The following is a 19,294-nucleotide window of genomic DNA, read 5'->3' as shown; positions in this document are numbered from 1 at the left end:
TTTATTTTCCTTTCCGAGCAGATAATAACCGCTCCATCAAATCGTCTTGTGGACTTCTTCCACCGAACTCCACAGAGCAGTTTTCCTTCACAATCTGGTAAATCTGATACCAACACTGGTTGACCTGTTTCATGTATTCACGACTCATCGCAACATAAGGTGATGCGATGGCAGCGGAAGTGGTTGGATGCTTGGCAAGAAAGCCATATTCTGAAATGCACTCTTCACACTGAATCCAACGAGAAACACTCATGGCATACTGCTCGATTAGCTGGTTGTTTACTAACATTTCGCAGCCACGATCTTTCAGCCACTTGTAAGTTTCGATATAAATATCTTCTGCACAGAGGTCTTTGCCATTTTTCTGAGTAGCCTTTAAATAATTTTTTACAGGAGGAACATCTGCACCTTCTATTTCCGTTGGCTCTGGCAGGATCATGGCACCATTTAATCTGCCATCAGCAATTTTGTCGGTTAGAGCCTTTGATTTTCTTCCTGCACCAACACGCTGACCGCCTCTTGCTGTACCGTCTTTCGCCATGTTTTCACCCCACTTTCCTAAAAGTCTTTAATACCCCCTTTGATTTCTGATTTTTACACGCCAAGCCCCAGGCCGTTGTCCGCCATAAAAGGTCTGGAGATTTGACCTCCCCCTTGGCTCAGCTACGAATCTGTCGATCACCGAGTTCTAAATGAATCTTGTTGTGACAGGATTTACATAAGGACATCAAATTACTTTTATCGTGTGTACCACCTTGAGAAACAGGGAGGATGTGATGCACTTCATCGGTAGGAGTTAGTCGTCCGTCCTCCTTACACATCTCACACAGGGGATGTTCTCGTACATATCTGTCACGGATTCTTTTCCAGGCTCTGCCATACTTTTTATTAACATCACTTGACCGTTGGTACTTGTCATAGCGCCTACGCTCTTCTACTCGATGGTCTTCACAGTACTGGCCATCGGTTAAGTTGGGACAGCCTGGTGTACTGCATGGTCGTTTTGGTTTTCTTGGCATCATATCACCTCGCTTTCTGGGCATAGAAAAAGCCCTGCAGGGCATGACCCACAAGGCTTGGTAAGTATTCTATCTTGCTGATTATAATGTAACATGAAGATGAGGTGCTTATCTCTGCTCAAAAGTGCTCATTGCTGTTCAACATTTGAATAACAATTGGATTTTCAGGTACGACAACGTGATTTAAGGCATTGCCATGCCATCTGCGAATGGTACTCTTATCAGCATTCAGCTCATCACCGATTTGCTCCCAGGTAAAGTTATGAACGTAGCGGTAACGTAACACCATGCGTTCATCGATATCCGTTACTTTATTAATCACATCTCGAATCTCTGCTTTAAGTGCTACAAGATGATTTACCTCATCATTAATCTTGATTTGTAGTTCTTCAATTCGCTCCAGATACCTGACAAACAAAGCATCGGTATGCCGCTGGGTTTGTATTCTCTCACCCCAAATAGGGGAGGAAACACTGGTCGATAGCTCCCTTAGCCTTTCCATTTCCTCAATGTTGGATTGGATTCGTTTATCTAGCCTGTAGGCTTGATGTAAATATTCTTTTGCTTTCATTTCTCGCTCACCTCCGCTTGTAGCTTTTTGATTAGGACGTTCCCATCAACAGAGGTAAGTTCTCTATACCAATCAGAGCGGAAGAACCTCTCCACCTCGTTTTTCAAATCTTGTGCCGGTCCATACTTTGGACGCTTTTTTAGTTTCTTTAAGGCTGTCCGATAATCCTTAACAGCCATTAAAATGATGGCATTGGCTAAGTTTTGATAAGGTTCTGTCATCGCATCACCTCTAAATTCGCCTTTACCGCATCAATCAAGGCATCTTGAGTTTTCTCCTTTTTTGTGAGTGCAAGCAGTACGTCTTCATCGATGGTGTTTTTGGTGATGATGTGGTGAACAATAACTGTATCCTTTTGACCCTGCCTATAAAGTCTTGCATTAGTTTGTTGATACAGCTCTAGTGACCAGGTCAGACCAAACCAGATAAGCGTTGAACCGCCACTTTGAAGATTAAGACCATGCCCAGCACTGGCTGGATGAATAACAGCAATGGGTATCTTGCCATCATTCCAATCCTCAATATCCTTTGATGACTGAATTTGTCTGACTGGAAATCTATCTCTAATTCGCTCTAAATCATGCTTATACCAATAAGCAACAAGGACCGGTTTCCCATTTGCTCCTTCGATTAAATCTTCCAAGGCATCTAGCTTTTTGTCATGAATCACATGAGCTTTATTTTCGCTATCGTATACTGCACCATTTGCCATCTGTAGCAGTTTTCCAGAAAGGACTGCCGCATTAACAGCATCAATTTCTTCATCACCTAAGTTAGCCACCATGTCTTCCTTAAAATCTGAATAGACTTTCCATTCTTTTTCACTTAAAGTGACAAACACTTCATTACTGACATATTCAGGCATCTTGAGATAATCGGTAGATTTCATAGAAATGGTGATGTCCGATATTTGTTTGTAGATTTCCTCTTCTGCACCTGGCAGTGGTTTATAAGAAAATATAATCTGTGCGTTTCTCTTATCCGGTGTAAAGTAGGTATTTCGGTAATGACTAATGTAGCGTCCAAGCCTTTGACCCAAATCAAGAATTCGAAATTCAGCCCATAAATCCATCAATCCATTACTGGAGGGAGTTCCGGTAAGGCCGACTATTCTTTTTACAGAGGGTCTTACTTTAAGTAGACTCTTAAACCGCTTTGCTCCATAAGACTTAAATGATGACAGCTCATCAATGACCACCATATCAAAATGAAAAGGAATACCACTTTTATGAACCAACCAATCCACGTTCTCACGGTTGATGATGTATAGTGTTGATTGTTTCTTGAGGGCATCGATTCTTTCTTTTTCTGTTCCGACTGCCACCGAGTAAGAGAGTCCTTTTAGATGATCCCACTTATTGATTTCTGCTGGCCATGTGTCCCTTGCGACTCTTAAAGGCGCAATGACTAAAACCTTGCAAACGAGAAAGCTATCTAAACACAAATCAAAGATGGCGGATAAGGTAATCACACTTTTACCTAAACCCATCTCAAGAAATACAGCAGATATGGGATGGGATAAAATAAATTCAGTGGCATAGCGTTGGTATTCATGTGGCTTGTATTTCACTAAGTATCCCTCCAATCTGTTCTACATCATCAAGGCAATAAACTAGAAAGCCTAATGCCTCTAATTGCTTCTTTCTTTTATTTTGTAAAGGTCGCATCTTTTTTCCTGTCGCCTTACATTCGACAAAGGCGATTCTTCCCATGGGAAGTAGTACAATGCGATCAGGCATTCCATCTATTCCAGGACTCACAAATTTCGGGGCAATACCTCCCATGCTTTTTACTGTCGCTACCAGTTTTTGTTCTATATATTTTTCTTGCATAAATGACCTCCATAAATTGATTAGGAACAACAAGCACAACTTTTAACGTTTTTCCCTATACGCGCGCATACACACACTCAAGATGCCTTACCACTACTATTTATTAATTTATTACTAAGTAGTAAAACTCTTGTTCCTCTCATTCCGTCAAAGCCAAAACATCGGTAATGACTGGGTTTTTAAGAGAACAAGCACAGGGAACAACTAAAGAACAAGGAACGACCTTACTCATTCTTCTCGTAACAACGTTGTCTACCGTAAATGGGAAAATGACTTGTTCCGTTCTTGTTCCCTTGGTACTTGTTCCACCCATTAATCTTTTTCATAATACCTGCAATGGCATAGGAGTCCGCAGGTTTCATGGCGGAGGCATCCCTTCCAAAGCATTCACACCAAATTTCCATATTACAAACAAGCGTACGTTCTACCGTACCGATACGGGATTCCCCACCAAATTCACTACCGTTAAGGTAATTTCTTCGTTCGTATAAGGACAGGGCATTCCAATCATCGGGTAAAAGCGTTTCAAGGTAAGTGCGAACAAGCCCTTCTCGCTCATCACTCTCCATGGCATCTGCCTGCTCATTCGTTGCCAACTCTACATCACTGCCCTCTAAATAGAGCTTTTCACCTTTGGCATAAAGCACCAAAGTTTCTGCCCAAATCTGCTCTACATCGTATACGGACATTTGCCATGCTTTTCTTTTACCATTACCACTAATACGCACTGGCCAGAATCTTCGGTTACCCGTGATGTCTCGCAAAAATCCACTTTCTGCATTGGTAGAGCCGACAATGATACATTGACGAGGGTGGCTTTCAACATTCACACCATAACTGGCACGGTATTTATCATCCGACCTTGAGATAAAGGATTTCACAACTTCCACATCGGTTTTTCGCATGCCAGCTAGTTCACCCAGTTCTAAAATCCAGTACCCTTGAAGTTTCTCAGGACCTGCTTTATCTTTCATATCGGTGAGGGTTAAACTATCGGAAAACCAATCGCCTGCAAGCTTTGCAAAGAAGGTAGACTTACCGATGCCTTGTGGTCCATTTAGAATTAAGACACTATCGAATTTCGTACCAGGATGAACAATTCTAGCGACTGCTGCCACCATCATTTTTCTGGTAACGGCTCTGGTATAGGAATTATCTGTTGCATTGAAGTAATCAATCAGCAAGGTTTCGACACGGTCGATTCCGTCCCACTCTGGTAAATGATCCAGGTATTCTTTTATAGGATGATAGGAACGCTCTGCTGCGACTGCTAATATTGCGTCCTTTGTCTTAGTTGGGGAGTAGATGCCGTATTTATTTGATAGATAAACTTTAAGGGCAGCATTATCTGAATCATTCCAGCCGCCTTTCATCTGTTCCCAAGGTAATCCGTCTCTTGCATCGATTCCATCACGGTGCTTATTAAAGGCAATGGATTCTAGTTCTGAATCGTTGCGGATGATGAGAACGATATTATCCAAGGTATCCTTAATCTTTCCTTGCTTATCCAGTTCAAGTGCTGTCTGCCAGTTATCTTCCGCAAAATCGATTGTTGCCTGATCCATCCGCTCTTTCGTAAACTGTGCTTTCACTTCATCATCTTGTATGGCAAATTCGCACATGTTGATAAAGGATGGGAGTTTACTTGGTGGAGTGCTTTCTGTCGCTCGATCATCTAAATGACCAAATCGATGGATGCGAACGAGGTCAAAAGCATTAAGAAGTCTCCCACTTGCAGGATCCGTTGCGTGGTGGGAATAGGCAAACTTATCATCATAGAGTATGACTCCGGCACTGGAGTCAGCTGGGATATAATCATAGCGACCAGTCATTGCTGAAGGCTCGTATATATCCTTTAAGAACATATCGATTGCACTGCTTACTGAGTAGGTGCGACAAAAAGTACCGATGACACCTTCTTTAGAAAGTGGATCGGCTTGTTCCTTTAATGAGCGATCAATAACTTCTGACTGCCTAGAGGATACGGGCCATGTACTGGTATCACGCCAATCATCGTATTTATTTAGAAATTCATCAGGGTCTAGGAGAGAACCGTTTTTTTCTTCATACACAAAGACACCGTTTCTAGAGGTAGACGGCCAATACATTAAACGTTCCGGTTCATAGGTCGTATCATCAAAAAGGTCGATGCCGATTTCTTTTGCGACCATGCGACTAACAGCTGCATACTCTTCCTCTCCCACATCACGGAAGAGAGGAATGATCAGCCTTAGTCTTGGATTTTCTGGAGTATGCTTATGAGTAGAATAAATACAACACTGATAAGGGAAGAAGGTAGAGATTTCTTCCCAGATAGTACTTATGCCATAATCCATATCAAGGGTGAGCATAGAACGAGATAGAACATTTCCTTTTTTACGTCTGCCATCTTTTAAGTGACCCCCAACAAAACCTCCGACATCTTTAATGGAATCTTGACCACCTTTTCTCATTTTTCGATATTCTTCTACGGTTTCAGTGGTACGCTGTGTGTTCTTAACCCGGGAGCAAAAGTCCTCCCAGCTGATGTCTGTGTTTTTCCATTTCTTATCCATTCGGCTGTTACCGTATGCTATCTTCATAGAGACTCTACCTCCTCAAAATCTTTATTAAAGTATCTAACCGGCTGTCTGCGCTTCTTTGCTTTTTCAATTTCAATACTCATGCCTCTTGAGATCACATCACCTAGCACCCAGACCTCTTGGCATTTGCCCATCAGGATAATATCCATAAAAATAGCGAGCTCACGTTCTTTCTCATTGCTGTCATCCATAAACTGTGGAAATAGAAGGTGAGGAGCAAGCGGAATATTGCCCTTGTCTAAAGCAAAACGACAAAATGCTCGTGTGCGCTTATTGTTGTTTTCTATATCGCCACTAAATGGAGAGCAAATATAGACAAGGGGCTTAAAGGCAGCTTTTGCTGCTGCCTTTTCCTCACGAGTTATTTTGCTAAGTGCTTCATGGGGAGTTGGATCATAATACCCTTCTGCATTTTTCATATTAATTTCCATATCACACCTCCATCTCAATCTGCGGATAAATATCGTCTGCCTTTAGCTGTTCATAGATAAAGAGTCTGCCTTTTTGTGTCCACTTGGTATGCACTTTCGTATGCTTTATACCTTTGCTATCTTCATAAATGTGAGTATTGGTTTTGGTATATCCATTTGGAGCATACTTTTGGTAGAGAAGCCATATATCACCTTGCTTAAACTGAATGCCTTTTTCATGGAGGTGTTCGTTCATGCGCATGGCACTCCAGCCATAATCTTTGGCAATCACAGAAATGTTGACCGCATCCCTGCATTTAAGCACTACATCATAATAGGTAGCCTTGGGTTTCATCTCAGCAATTTGCTGCTGACCAATCGCAACGGCTGCCATCAATTCCTTGTTCTTTTCTCGTTCCTCTTTCAGTGCAGTAAAAGCAGCAATGGCAAGGTCTGGATTTGCGATTAAATCGTCTGTTGCATAAAGTCCATGTTTGCGAATAGCAGGGAGGACTTCATTGGTGACCCATCGCTTAAACTTCTTAGCATTTGGCATTTTGCTTGAGAGTATGAGGCTATAAAGACCGGATTCATTGATAATAATCAAATCCTGTTTTCCACCAAGGGTGTCACATTTCGTTACTCCCTTGTCCTCTTCATAAACGTGGTCAATTAAAGCTTTGCGAGTATTTGCATAACCAAGAATGCTTGCTACATCCTTGCCAACAAAATATGGTTGCCCGCCAATCGTTGTAGTACGTACAGAGCCTAACTCTGCATTTTTGTAAACTTGTAATTCCATTCGAATTACCTCCTTGTGTTTTTTGGAGGTCTTGACCTCCTACCTAGTAGCCTTGGGAGAAGGTCAAATCTGACGGTTTTTATATTCTTGTTCTAATTTCTTTGTTGCTCGCTTTAATTTCTGAGTAATGTTGTTCTCACTTGCACCGATGGAACTCGCATACTCACGGATAGACATACCGTCTATACGAACTGCAATGAACATATCTGCCCAATCTTGTTTTTTACCGAGAGCCTTGCGTATCCATTGGCAGACAGATTCGTACTCATCTTGGAGACTTCGTTCTATCTCCTGAGAGTTATCAGCGAAAGTATCCATGACATCTGTTTCATCTTCACCATCTTTCCGATAAGGTGTCTTGGGATTACCAAGATGTCGATGGTAGCGGCGCCAATGGTTGTATTCCTTGTTGTTCATGAGGTCGAACATTTCTTGTAGAGTCTCGCAGCGTTTCACCTCCGCTTTCTTTTCAGGATTTGCCTCTGCAAGACGTTGCTCATAGTCGATATCCAGCATGACACTGTAATCTCCATCTGGAATTTCAATTGTGGTGTAGTTCTTGTGACCGTTTTTGATGTGATCTTCATATAAAACTCGTATTTTCATTTTGCATTCCTTTCCGTCCCATCTATGGGTGGCGGAATGCAAAAGAGTCTGCGGATAAGATGACCACAAACTTCGTTTGTCCTAAAAAAGGGCACACGAAATAACGGTGGGTGCATCTTCATTCCAAACACAGTCTTTATCACTGTGTTCCGAACTCTCTATGCATCCCGCCGTCCTAATGCGCATCTTGGACTTTGAGACTGATAAATTTAAAGAGGGATTCCCCTCATCTATAATTGTAATCAGTCTCAAAAAGTAAGTAAATTTCTGAATTTATTGCTTACTATTAATAAAAATCAACTTTCAAAGGTTATTGTTTTGATTACTAAAATTTGATATAATGAATTTACGATTATTTATTCAATTACTTGTGGATGTGATTTTATGTGCTTGTAGTATGAGGAGGAGGAAATTCTTATGTCTGAAATCGAAAATATTGCATTAGAAAATGAAAACTTTTTTAATTTAGGAAATGATTATTTTTCTCTATACGGCTATAGATGTTTTACAGGTGTTGATGTTGTTAATCTTTCTCCTGGTGAGATGAGACACACTTTGAAAATTCAATCTGATGAACAAAATGAATTACATTATGCCTTTAGTGGTTCAAACGGTCTTTGTAGAACCACACCGATGGGATCAGTTAGAAAAGAAAACTTGCTAAGTGAACTAATCTCTTTACCAAACGAAGTGGACAGCATACGAAGTTTTTTTGAGGAAAACGGTTTTTTCTTTCCTGTTAGTAAAGCAGAATACGAGGAAATCGATATACATTCGTTAACTGAAGTTGTGAATCATATAAAAGCAACAGTTCTTCTCATGAGTGAGATTGAAGAACCTAATAGAAACTATGAGAAAATACTATACCTAACTCTTTATCTTCTTCTGTCTGAGCGAGTTTCTATCAAGTTAAATTCTATGAGCAAACCATATTCGACTTGTTATCATGGTTTTATTAAAACATTAGAAAAAGCCTCCTCAGTACCCGAGATTGACGGCACCAAAGAAGGCTTTGAAAGTGAAACGTATATAATTAATGATTCAGTATATAAACCAACATATGATTTAAATATTGAGGAATATCAAGATATTATTTCGGGTAGTTCTTTGACAAACCGTTATCCAGGAATGAACGACCTTCGATATAAAGATATTGTTTATCTATATCGCAATGCACCAAATGAAACACCTGCTGCTCGTATTACCATAGATTTCCTATTTCATCTTATGAGAAAGGTAGGTGTGGTTAGTAAAGTAACTTATGAAAATGGCATCGAATTTTATGATAAACCGGCTATTGAAAATTTTGATGACAACCTTAAACAGGCTCTTATAATAGTCGCAAAGATTGTGTTAAATGAAGAAATTAATTCAAATCTTTCTGGAATTGTGCCTCGTTTCGTGGCAAGTAAAATGGAGCCTTCGTGGAAAGCCACTAACCTGCTTTCGGCCTTATATTTTTCAATATTTTATATGAGACCAGGTTCTGAAATATATAGAGAATGCGCTAATCCTGCTTGCAATAATCATTTCTTAGTGAAGACTTCTAATGGTCGTAAAAAATATTGTAGCCCTAACTGTAGAAATGCAACTGCTCAGCGCAATCACCGGAAAAAAGTAAAGAAAATGGCTCAAAAATAAAAAATCACCGTCACTATGCAGTCCACATAGTAACGGTGATTTTTTATTTTTTTCTATATACTTATGATTAATAATCTGATCCAACTGATACACTTATTTCAGCCTCTGTAGGTAAATTTCCACCATTTTCAGCTAAAGCTCTCTCTATCGAATCTGCTAAGGCTATAATTTTTTTCGAGTGGTTTCCTGTGTAATGGTGCATCAAGTAATTGATATCGACCAAGATGCCTTGGACATGTTCAAAAGTATTATCATGCCCTTTCCACTCACCAGTACTTTCACCACAATTTTCAAATATACCAGACAAATCAAAAATATTTTCTCGTGAATTGTATGGCATCAAAAATGCATTGTATACCGTTGGATTATTGCCATTTTCATCTTTAAATTTATTGTTTGTACTTATATATTCACCATAAGTTATCTGCTTATGTATAGATCTACCCTCTGGCAGATGCATGGGTTCGCCAGTTAATCCATATCTATAATACTTTGCGTCTAAGACATAGATTTTGTTATTGCAAACCATGATTGTATCTGGCCTAAGAGCTTCAAATGTTCTTGTCTTACCTTTTTTTAGGTGCCAGGTTGCCTTTGGAAAATATGAGTTTTTGTTACTAACACCAAATACTCTGTCAATAAGTTTTTCCCATACATACTCGAAACTATCTGTCCCAAAATAGAATTGACGTTTGTTTGTCTCTTCATCTATATACTTAAGCATTGCAATCATTGAAGTGAAAAGACGTTTATCTTTATCATTATTTGTTTTACCTAATTTATCATTTAGTTCAATAAGAAACCGTTTTATATCAATCGGAAAATCTGGTTTAGGTGGAAGATTTGGTGTAAACAACCATCCTAATTTTTGAAAACTCTCATATACACAGTACTTGTGGATTTGTGTTATCAGATTACGATCATTCGGTGTAGAATCCCTTACTGTCTGTTTTAAATAAATAGGCGAATTGTTAGCTTGCAACAAAGGTTTCTGCTGACGAATTGTTTTAGCCCAGTCGGTGTTACCACGATCGCTAGTTTTATAGATAGGCTCCTTCTCTGTGTAATATGAGCGTTGCTCCAAATAGTAGTTTATTACTTCCATATATGCATTGACAGGAAAATCAACGGATTGAGGAGCTTCAAACTTTTTCATATGGAGAACTCTATCATTTCTGACCGTAAATTCTGAAAGTACGGATATTAGATGCAAAATATCTCTTCTTCGTTCATGTTCTGTGTCTGGCAATTGATAACCCATAGGAAAATAGACCATCGCATTTTCAGAATCAGCCTTGATGCCAACAAAGCGATCCCCCTCTTCATTCGTATTAACATGGCACTTGCTCTTCAGCAATTCAGTGCTTATTTCCATAGATTATCACCACCTTACTCAACAGTACTATCAATTGAATCCTGGGTTAGAAAAGCGTCAATAATCTCTTCTTTAAAAACATCTAGACGATCATTGCCTGTTGCTTTTGCAGAACTCCTAGAATTAAAGTGATTAACTACTTCTTCTAGACTCTTATAAATTGTATTTTTGAAAATATCCTCACGAGAAAATTTAAAAGCATCATCCCATAAATATTTAAGAACTTTCTCAGCAAATCTATAATTAAGCAACCTTGCTTGAATTTGCTCTTTTTCAGAAAGGTCATTATTGTCTGCTTCTTCATGATATTCTAAGTCAGCAGCTCTAACAAAATATGTTCCAAGTCTTTTATCTTCTGACGATGTCATACGAATATTTTTTGTAACAATTTCATTATTGATAACTTCACAGAATCTTTGCCAAGTTACACCTGTGTCTAAGATGGTTGTTCTTGCATAATCATGTCCTACAAATGTGTTTTCTATCATACGCATATTCCAACGACGTTGAAAGGCAGTGTCAAGAGTGAACACATTCTGGTCTGATGTATTCATTGTTCCAATGATAGACATATTAGAAGGAATACGAACTTTTTTATTTGGATTGTTGTAGACTATATTCGCAATATCCACGTTAGTTATTCCATACTCACTCGTTCCATCGTCTTTGCGATCTAGAAGTTGAAAAACTTCGCCAAATATAGCTGGTGCGTTTCCACGATTAATTTCTTCAATTATAAGGTAAAACATCTTTTCAGGATTTGTATAAGCTTTTTTCAATAGACTTGTAAATGGTCCTTCCGTAAACTTATAACTTACAATACCATCAGACACATTAGGAAGAATTTGACCAATAAAATCCGAGTAAGTGTAATCTGGGTGGAATACAAGACGCTCCATTCTGCTTTCATCATCACAATACTCTTTTTCAATAGTCCAGCTCTTTCCAGACCCAGGGACTCCATATAATAAGGTATTCATTCCACCTTTAACTCTAGTGGAATTTTCATAAATTGTTAGTTCCTCTTCTTCTTCAAATTTTTCTAACTCAAACAAGGATTTTGTCGAGCCAAGAAACCCCAGATAGTTTTCTGTCGTGAATATATTTGGGTTGTCCTCAAAAATATATACTTTATGTGCCACCTCTTCAATATAATCTTCATTGAGTGAAATGGAATCTCTTTCAACAACCAATGTCGAAAGTTGTTTCAGTGCTTGAATTAGACGATTGTCAAACTTAGAACGATATTGTTCAAATGAAGTTGTTGCATCAGAATCATCACGTAATAATTTAATTAATAAAAGCGTATCAAGAAAACCTTCAAATGTTTTTGTTGTAGCCACCAAGTATCTATACTCTGTCATTGAAATAGAGTAATTACCGGTTGAACGTCCAAGTTCAACCAACACCTTATATAGCAACATAACGGGGTACAATCTGTAGTCTTGCCTTACTCCTTCATATTCTTCATCTACAGAAGAGCTGATATACATTTTTTCAATTTGACGCTGTATAATGTCTAAATATAATCCTGTCTTCTCATATTCACCATTGCATCTTAATGTAACCTCTTTAAACGAATCTGTAATAACTGCATTCTCATACTTCGTGTTTGTCATAGTAATAAGACCAAAAAATGCCGCTACTCTCAGAGCACGATAATTATTAGATATATCCACATTCGGTTTTATTGTCTTTAGTGTTTCTATTTTATTTGCGATGTAGTCCTGTAGATTTCCTGGATTATCTTGTGCTTTAAAATCTTCTAAGAAACTAACAAGATAACAGATATTATCAAATGCTGTTGGCTGTTTCACCAAATACCAACATTCATAATCTGCTGCACTGTTAAGTTCGTTTAATTTGCTTTCTAATAATGGGTTCATATAGCTTATACCTCCTCATTTAATATATTTCTTACAAACCTCGCCAAGAAATAGGATATCTTTGGTGGAACTGCATTTCCGATTTGCTTGCATATTGATGTTTTATTACCATAGAAAATAAAATCATCTGGAAAACTTTGTATCCTGGCCGCCTCACGTGGTGATAGAGTACGGTTCTCAACAGGATGGATAAATCTTCCTCCTGCAGGTGTGTCAAACCTTGTAGTAATAGTTGGAGCTTGATCATCCCAAGATAAGCGTCCATAAGAACCACTATGAATAGAATTTATTTTTTCATCCAATACAGTGAAGTTCTCACCATTATCTACCTTCTTCATTCTATCGACAGCAACTTTAGAGTGGTTTGTTTTAGTATGATTATTAAGTGTGTTAGAATCACAAGCTAAATATTTTTGGTATTCTGTTTGGATTTCAGGATTGCTAATGATACCATCTGATGTTGTTTTCGGTAAATTATTAATAGCATCAGCTATAGTAACCTTATGGAAATATAAGGGATAATCTCTTTCAATTTCCTCTTTAGTTTGTTGCCATACTCTATCAAAGTCAACCTCGTTTAATAACGTGCCAATTATTATCATTCTTTCTCTTTTTTGAGGAATTCCAAAATCAACAGCTTTCACAAGACGATGGTAAGTTTTATATGATTGTCCTTCTAATAATTCTTCATCGGAGAAAATCCGCAATATTTCATCAAAGATTTTCCCTCCTTGCATTGTCATTATTCCTTTGACATTTTCCATGATAAAAATTTTTGGTTTTACTGTTTTGACGACATTAAAATAATGCTTAAATAAATAATTCCGAGGATCATCAATGAATCCTGTGCGAATTCTCGCTCCTGCCATTGAAAAGCCTTGACAAGGGGGGCCTCCAATAATTACATCCGCGTCACCTTGAGTAAATACTCCTGCTTGGTCAATATTCTGAATATCATCAACAATCATATCAACTTCTGGGTGATTTAGAATATAAGTATTGGCTATACTTGCATCAAATTCCACTGCTCTTTTTATTTGAAATCCATCTTTAATAAATCCATATGAAAGCCCTCCACACCCTGAAAACAAATCAATTACTTTCATTTTCAACACCTCCACCTATTCTATATCTAAAAGCAAAGTTTTTGATATAAAGGCTTTCTTCTTCTGTAAGTCCGTATAATTTATTGATATAATCATCGATTTCATGAATTTCATCAATGCACTCTTTATGTTTATACTCATACTCGGTTTGCTTAGTACCCACATATTTTTTTGTTACTTCCAGTTTATCTTCAAGTAGTTTAGCGAGTCTATCTGTCTCTCTAAAATTGGAATTTTTAGGAATTGTAAATCCGATTAATTCTTTTCTTGTTATGTGCCAACAATCTGATACACATATCCAATACCACCAAAATAAAGAAGAATTTAGAATGCACATAATATAATTTGCCATTTCCTTACTTTGGCAACCATACTCTTTATATTCGCCACCATTATGCTTATTAACAAAAGCTTTAATCCAAAAAGCCGCTCTCATATTTAAATAAACAGATCCTTGATTTCCTTTCATGGCATCTATTAACTTACTTTCATTATTAATTACTTTTGCATATATATCTTTATCCGTAATAGTTCCTAATTTAGGTATGTAACTATCAGTTCCATATAGATTTCTGACAACTTCAACCGTATTGAATAACTCTGGTCTCTCTTCACTATACCAATAGCGATAGTTTCCCGTAAAAATAGTTTTTTCAATCTTTTTATTTTTACCTATTAAAATACATAATTTTTGATGTACCGACGTAAACAAGCAATCCGGCCTATCCGAATAACTCAATATATATTGCTCAGGTACATAGACATGTAAGATCTCTCTAATTTTAGACATTCTTGGTGTAGACACATAAGAAAGAGGAATTACAAAACCCATCGAACCGTTTTGCTTAAGATGCTTACTCGAATTCTCTAATACATTCGCATAAATATTACCATACTTGTTTTCTGGAGATAAACCGCTCTTAGAGTCTTCTACATATGGGGGATTCCCAACTATAATGTCAAAACTTTTTTCACTAGTTGGGGTTTCTTGAACGAAATCATAGCTTTCAAAAGAGTTGTTCAATTCTATCCCTAGTCCTGACACTTTTGCTACACCTTGTCTTTGCAACGCACATAGAAATAGTCTAATCTTCGAAATTATAATCGAATCAACATTAACGTCATTGCCTTTTATAGTTCTGATAATCTTTTTGAGGTTGCCTTTACTAATATTTGCTTTATGTAAATCCAGTAAGTCTAGTTTTATCTCTAGTGCAGCGACAAGAAATTCTCCTGCTCCACATGTAGGATCAAATACGGTCTTGCTAAAACAAAAATTATTGTAAGGAATACCATTTAAATCTAAAACATGTAACCCATTTGGTTTTAATTTCCCACAAGCCGATTTTATAGTGTTAATTAATATGAATCTCACAACATCAATAGGTGTGTAGTACACCCCTTTAGTTTTTCTTGTATTTTCCTTTTCATTTAAAGATGATAATATTTTTTGAACAGCCTCGTATGAATAAATTGTTTCATCACTCTCAAACTCAAATTTATCAATTCCAGCTATAGTTAATATTTCATCAAAGAGAATTTTATAATTTTTATCACTATAATTTTGAGACATATAATTACATGTGATTGTTAATGCCTCGACTATAATCTCACTTATCATTTCTGTTGCACCTACCTATAGTTTAATCAATTGCACTTTTCCCGCTCTTAATCCACTCATCTAATTCCGAACATTTAAACTTCCATTGTTTACCGATTTTATGAGCAGGAATTCCATTTTTCTTTTTTATCCAAGTTCGCACAGTAACAGCTTTTACCCCTAGATACTCTGCTGCCTCATCAATATTTATCCAGTTGTCACTGATTAATTTACCCATTCTATGTCACCTCAGATATCTGTAAATTTGCAACAGCATACTATTATACTATATATCAAAAAAAGCCTGTTTTCAATATGTTTGTTGATATTTCTTTATATTTGTTGATAATTGAACTTTTTTTAAATTCTTCGATAGTTGCGATACTCAAGCAAACCATATATCAATCTTGTCAACTCACCATTATTTTGCCAACCACCTTATCAACTCACCACATCAATTAATCTACCAATGGACAAATTTCACATTTCACCAATCTTAGATAACTTCCCTCAAAGCAAAAAACCATGATTATCCTTCCAGCTTAGAACCAGACCTCAAACCACGGAAAGCCTTTATTTACTTATCTTATTACACCCTTACTTATCGACCCTTGACATCAATACCACCGTCTCAACATGCATCGTCTGCGGGAACATATCTACCGGCTGCACTTCAGCTGTTTTGAATCCTCCGTCTTCCAATATCCGTAAATCTCTTGCCAATGTCGCAGGATTACAGGATACATAAACGACTTTTTTAGGCTTCATTTCTATAATGGTTTGTAGTAGTGTTTCGTCACAGCCTTTTCGTGGCGGATCGACCACTAGAACGTCTGCTTTTACCCCATCCTCGTACCATTTTGGAATGACCGTTTCTGCTTCACCGACAGCAAATTCTACATTTTCGATTTCATTTAATTTAGCATTACGCTTTGCATCTTCAATTGCCTCAGGTACTATTTCCACTCCGTACACTTTTTTAGCTTGTTGAGCTAAGAAGAGGGAAATCGTGCCAATTCCGCAATATGCATCGATAACAGTTTCCTTGCCACTTAATCCTGCATATTTTAGCGCTTGATCATAAAGGACCTTTGTCTGTTCAGGATTAACTTGATAAAAAGAACGGGCAGAGATAGCGAATCTAATGTTGCCAATATAATCGTAGATGAATTCGTTGCCCCAAAGGACCTTTGTTTCGTCTCCAAAAATCACATTTGTTTTCTTTGTATTGATATTTTGAACAATGGATTTTATATCGGGATTAGACTGAATGATGTCCTGTATTATTTGATTTTTATTTGGTAGATCTGTGTTACGGGTTATCAACACCACCATTATTTCACCTGTTTTCATCCCGGAACGTGCCATAATATGACGCAATGTACCTTTGTGAGTTTGTTCATTATAAGCACGAACACCATGCTTTTCACAAATTCGTTTGATGGATTGTACTACCTCATCATTTTTCTCCTGTTGAATGAGGCAGGCTTCCATATCAATAATATCGTGGCTTCGCTTCTGATAAAAACCTGCGATTAATCCCCCTTCGCGTTCACCAACTGGTACCTGCGCTTTATTCCGATATCTCCAAGGATCTTCCATACCTAAGACCGGATGAACTATTGCATTTTCTATTTTTCCAATACGAGTCAATACTTCTTGAACTTGGTTATGCTTTGCCCTTAACTGACCAGGATAACTTAAGTGTTGAAGCTGGCAGCCGCCGCATTCTTTATAGATTGGGCAATTAGGTTCAACACGGTCCGGACTTTTCTCGTATAGCTCTATGAGTCGTCCGAACCCGTAGCCTTTGTTCAATTTAATAACTTTAATTTTAGCCTTTTCTCCAGGTAAGCCATTGGGAACAAAGAGGGGGTACCCGTCTACCTTTGCTACTCCATTCCCTTCGTGAGTTAAATCTTCAAATACTACATCTATATATTCGTTTTTTTGAACTGGTGCTTGTTTGGTCATGAATTGTCTTCCTTTAATTTTTGATGAAATGATTGTACCATATCAAGAAGCGCATTGCTAAATGGAGGTTGTTTAGCCTGCCCCTCTTTTTATTCAATGATGGCAAAACATCAGAATTTACATATACTAAGAACTTCAAAAGAGTAATGAATACTAGATGTACATATTTTATAAACATAGAATTCTATCCAGGTTCCTTTAACTCAATTATTCAAAGAAAGGAATTATTATATGAAATCATTAACAACTAAATTATTTGTAGTAATAAGTATCGTCTTCCTAATAACTGGGTGTGAGATAAATATTGATAAGCATACGAAAAATATTAATTCAGATCCAGTTCAGGAAGAGCTGAATAAGTTGACTCTCGCTGAAAAGATTGGACAAATGATTATTAGCGGAATTGATGGTAGTAGTGCAACGACCGATGCGGCAAATCTTATAAGGCAATACAAATTAGGTGGTCTAATTCTGTTTGGGGGAAATGTAAAAAGTGATTCCCAATTGGTGAATTTAACAAACGGAATAAAAACAGCCAATTCTAAAAATAAGGTCCCTCTTTTTATCTCTGTTGACCAAGAAGGCGGGAGAGTTAACCGTATGCCTGCAACGGTAATAAACACTCCTCGAGCAATGTCGATTGGACAGACACAGAATGACAAATATGCCTATAACATCGGAAAAGTGATTGCTAAAGAGTTAACATCTTTTGGGTTCAACGTCGATTTTGCTCCAGTGCTAGACATACAGAGTAACCCTAAAAATACCGTAATTGGTGATCGTTCATTTGGTTCCAATTCAAGTGTGGTATCTAAACTAGGAGTAATGATGATGAAGGGTATTCGTTCTGGAAATATCATTCCGGTAATCAAACATTTCCCTGGGCACGGAGACACATTTACTGACTCTCATTTAGATCTTCCCGTTGTGGATAAAGGTATTGCCAGTTTAAATCAATTGGAATTAATCCCCTTCCGAAATGCATTTAAAAACCAAGCAGACATGGTAATGGTCGCACATATATTGATGAAAAAGTTAGATTCCAAATATCCCGCTTCCATGTCCAAAACGGTTATTACGGGACTTTTACGGAAACAACTTGGATTTAACGGAGTTGTTATAACGGACGACATGACCATGGGAGCGATTACTAAACACTATAACTTAAAGGATGCGGCCGTAAGGGCAGTAAACGCTGGATGTGACATGATACTCGTTGGACACGGAAAAGATAATGTAAGCACTGTGTACAACAGTTTATACGAAGCTGCCAAAAATCATACGATTAAGGAAGATACTATCGATAAAAGTGTATACAGAATTTTATCTTTAAAGAGAAAATATGAACTTACGAATCATCATGTTCCACCAGTGAATATAACGAAACTAAATTCGCAAATAGAAAGGGCTAATTCATATAGTAGTTCTACAAATAGCTCAGCAAAGGCCAGCCTTCTTAAAGATATTGCCACAAAAGCAAAAAAAGGAGAAATCATAAATGCTGAATTCCATGTTGGAATCACGATGGACACTGTTAGAAAAGAGTGGGGAAAAGAAGAAACAAGCGATTACGTAGCCGCAGCTAAAGGGACCTTCAGTACTTACAGAAAAAAGCATGTAGTGGTTGCATACAATAAAGAGCACCTACTATTCGAAATACGGTCCTTTGATCCCATATTGAGAAATGTAACGGTTGAAGATATTAAAAGTAACTTTGGTTTACCAAATTCAGACATTACAACAGAAAATAACGAAGAGATTATTAGTTATTCATATCGTCCTTATACGGTAAAATTTGTTTTTCCTAATCACAATCAGCAAGCAATATTAGATCATTACTCTGTAAGCAGTCCACCAAAATAATAAAAAACATCGATGGACCTACAGCTA

At 37.6% G+C, this 19,294-nt stretch carries 18 protein-coding genes; 2 read left to right on the top strand and 16 right to left on the bottom strand.

The genetic code is table 11. The features are described from left to right. Window position 1: 1 nt before the first annotated feature. The 10 genes from CWO92_RS16080 to CWO92_RS16035 form a co-directional block, all read right to left on the bottom strand. Complete coding sequence (locus tag CWO92_RS16080; protein WP_101355235.1) at window positions 2-541, bottom strand: P27 family phage terminase small subunit; 540 nt, start codon at window positions 539-541, stop codon at window positions 2-4. A gap of 118 nt (window positions 542-659) precedes the next feature. Beyond that, a complete protein-coding gene (locus tag CWO92_RS26745) occupies window positions 660-1,019 on the bottom strand; it encodes an HNH endonuclease (RefSeq protein ID WP_046391909.1) in 360 nt (119 codons plus the stop codon). Window positions 1,020-1,137: 118 nt separating this feature from the next. After that, complete coding sequence (locus CWO92_RS16070) at window positions 1,138-1,590, bottom strand: DUF1492 domain-containing protein (RefSeq protein WP_101355234.1); 453 nt, start codon at window positions 1,588-1,590, stop codon at window positions 1,138-1,140. Beyond that, a complete protein-coding gene (locus CWO92_RS16065; RefSeq protein ID WP_046391911.1) occupies window positions 1,587-1,811 on the bottom strand; it encodes a hypothetical protein in 225 nt (74 codons plus the stop codon). The genes CWO92_RS16070 and CWO92_RS16065 overlap by 4 nt, the downstream gene beginning before the upstream one ends. Continuing rightward, window positions 1,808-3,160 (bottom strand): DEAD/DEAH box helicase, encoded by a 1,353-nt coding sequence (locus CWO92_RS16060; RefSeq protein WP_101355233.1) that lies wholly within the window; start codon window positions 3,158-3,160, stop codon window positions 1,808-1,810. The genes CWO92_RS16065 and CWO92_RS16060 overlap by 4 nt, the downstream gene beginning before the upstream one ends. Beyond that, a complete protein-coding gene (locus tag CWO92_RS16055; protein WP_101355232.1) occupies window positions 3,141-3,422 on the bottom strand; it encodes a VRR-NUC domain-containing protein in 282 nt (93 codons plus the stop codon). The genes CWO92_RS16060 and CWO92_RS16055 overlap by 20 nt, the downstream gene beginning before the upstream one ends. Window positions 3,423-3,646: 224 nt before the next feature. Further along, window positions 3,647-6,004, bottom strand: coding sequence for a virulence-associated E family protein (locus CWO92_RS16050; protein ID WP_101355231.1), 2,358 nt, complete (start codon window positions 6,002-6,004; stop codon window positions 3,647-3,649). After that, window positions 6,001-6,435 (bottom strand): DUF7768 domain-containing protein, encoded by a 435-nt coding sequence (locus tag CWO92_RS16045; RefSeq protein ID WP_101355230.1) that lies wholly within the window; start codon window positions 6,433-6,435, stop codon window positions 6,001-6,003. Before CWO92_RS16045 ends, CWO92_RS16050 begins: the two co-directional genes overlap by 4 nt. Window position 6,436: 1 nt before the next feature. Next, on the bottom strand, window positions 6,437-7,216 hold the full coding sequence (locus tag CWO92_RS16040) for a phage antirepressor (protein ID WP_101355229.1): 780 nt from the start codon (window positions 7,214-7,216) through the stop codon (window positions 6,437-6,439). Between the two features lie 63 nt (window positions 7,217-7,279). After that, entirely contained in the window at window positions 7,280-7,864 is a 585-nt protein-coding gene (locus tag CWO92_RS16035) for a sigma-70 RNA polymerase sigma factor region 4 domain-containing protein (RefSeq protein ID WP_207767806.1), read from the bottom strand. 375 nt (window positions 7,865-8,239) lie between these two features. On the opposite strand from CWO92_RS16035, the gene CWO92_RS16030 reads away from it, so the two are divergent. Next, on the top strand, window positions 8,240-9,463 hold the full coding sequence (locus tag CWO92_RS16030) for a CGNR zinc finger domain-containing protein (protein ID WP_101355227.1): 1,224 nt from the start codon (window positions 8,240-8,242) through the stop codon (window positions 9,461-9,463). A gap of 67 nt (window positions 9,464-9,530) precedes the next feature. Here the strand turns inward: CWO92_RS16030 and CWO92_RS16025 are convergent, their stop codons facing one another. The 6 genes from CWO92_RS16025 to rlmD all read right to left on the bottom strand — a co-directional run bounded on the left by CWO92_RS16025 (window position 9,531) and on the right by rlmD (window position 17,404). Next, the gene (locus CWO92_RS16025) at window positions 9,531-10,838 is read right to left on the bottom strand and encodes an LlaJI family restriction endonuclease (RefSeq protein WP_101355226.1); all 1,308 of its coding nucleotides are present in this window, start codon (window positions 10,836-10,838) and stop codon (window positions 9,531-9,533) included. 14 nt (window positions 10,839-10,852) lie between these two features. Next, window positions 10,853-12,724, bottom strand: a complete 1,872-nt coding sequence (locus tag CWO92_RS16020; protein WP_207767805.1) for an McrB family protein — start codon at window positions 12,722-12,724, stop codon at window positions 10,853-10,855. A 5-nt stretch (window positions 12,725-12,729) separates the two neighbouring features. After that, window positions 12,730-13,830: a DNA cytosine methyltransferase gene (locus CWO92_RS16015; protein ID WP_101355225.1), complete on the bottom strand. Its 1,101-nt coding sequence runs from the start codon at window positions 13,828-13,830 to the stop codon at window positions 12,730-12,732. After that, on the bottom strand, window positions 13,817-15,451 hold the full coding sequence (locus CWO92_RS16010; protein ID WP_101355224.1) for an HsdM family class I SAM-dependent methyltransferase: 1,635 nt from the start codon (window positions 15,449-15,451) through the stop codon (window positions 13,817-13,819). Before CWO92_RS16010 ends, CWO92_RS16015 begins: the two co-directional genes overlap by 14 nt. Window positions 15,452-15,473: 22 nt before the next feature. Next, window positions 15,474-15,668, bottom strand: a complete 195-nt coding sequence (locus tag CWO92_RS16005) for a helix-turn-helix domain-containing protein (RefSeq protein WP_075726255.1) — start codon at window positions 15,666-15,668, stop codon at window positions 15,474-15,476. 359 nt (window positions 15,669-16,027) lie between these two features. After that, window positions 16,028-17,404, bottom strand: coding sequence for a 23S rRNA (uracil(1939)-C(5))-methyltransferase RlmD (gene rlmD / locus CWO92_RS16000; protein ID WP_101355223.1), 1,377 nt, complete (start codon window positions 17,402-17,404; stop codon window positions 16,028-16,030). Between the two features lie 231 nt (window positions 17,405-17,635). Here rlmD and nagZ point away from each other — a divergent pair, with 231 nt between their 5' ends. Next, window positions 17,636-19,267 carry a beta-N-acetylhexosaminidase gene (gene nagZ / locus CWO92_RS15995; protein WP_101355222.1) on the top strand — a complete coding sequence of 544 codons (1,632 nt, stop codon included), beginning with the start codon at window positions 17,636-17,638 and terminating at the stop codon, window positions 19,265-19,267. The last annotated feature ends 27 nt before the right edge of the window (window positions 19,268-19,294 follow it).

This window comes from Heyndrickxia camelliae (assembly GCF_002844575.1).
GTDB lineage: Bacteria > Bacillota > Bacilli > Bacillales > Bacillaceae_C > Margalitia > Margalitia camelliae.
Note: the sequence above shows the minus strand (reverse complement) of the source record. Positions and strands in the feature narration are given on the sequence as shown.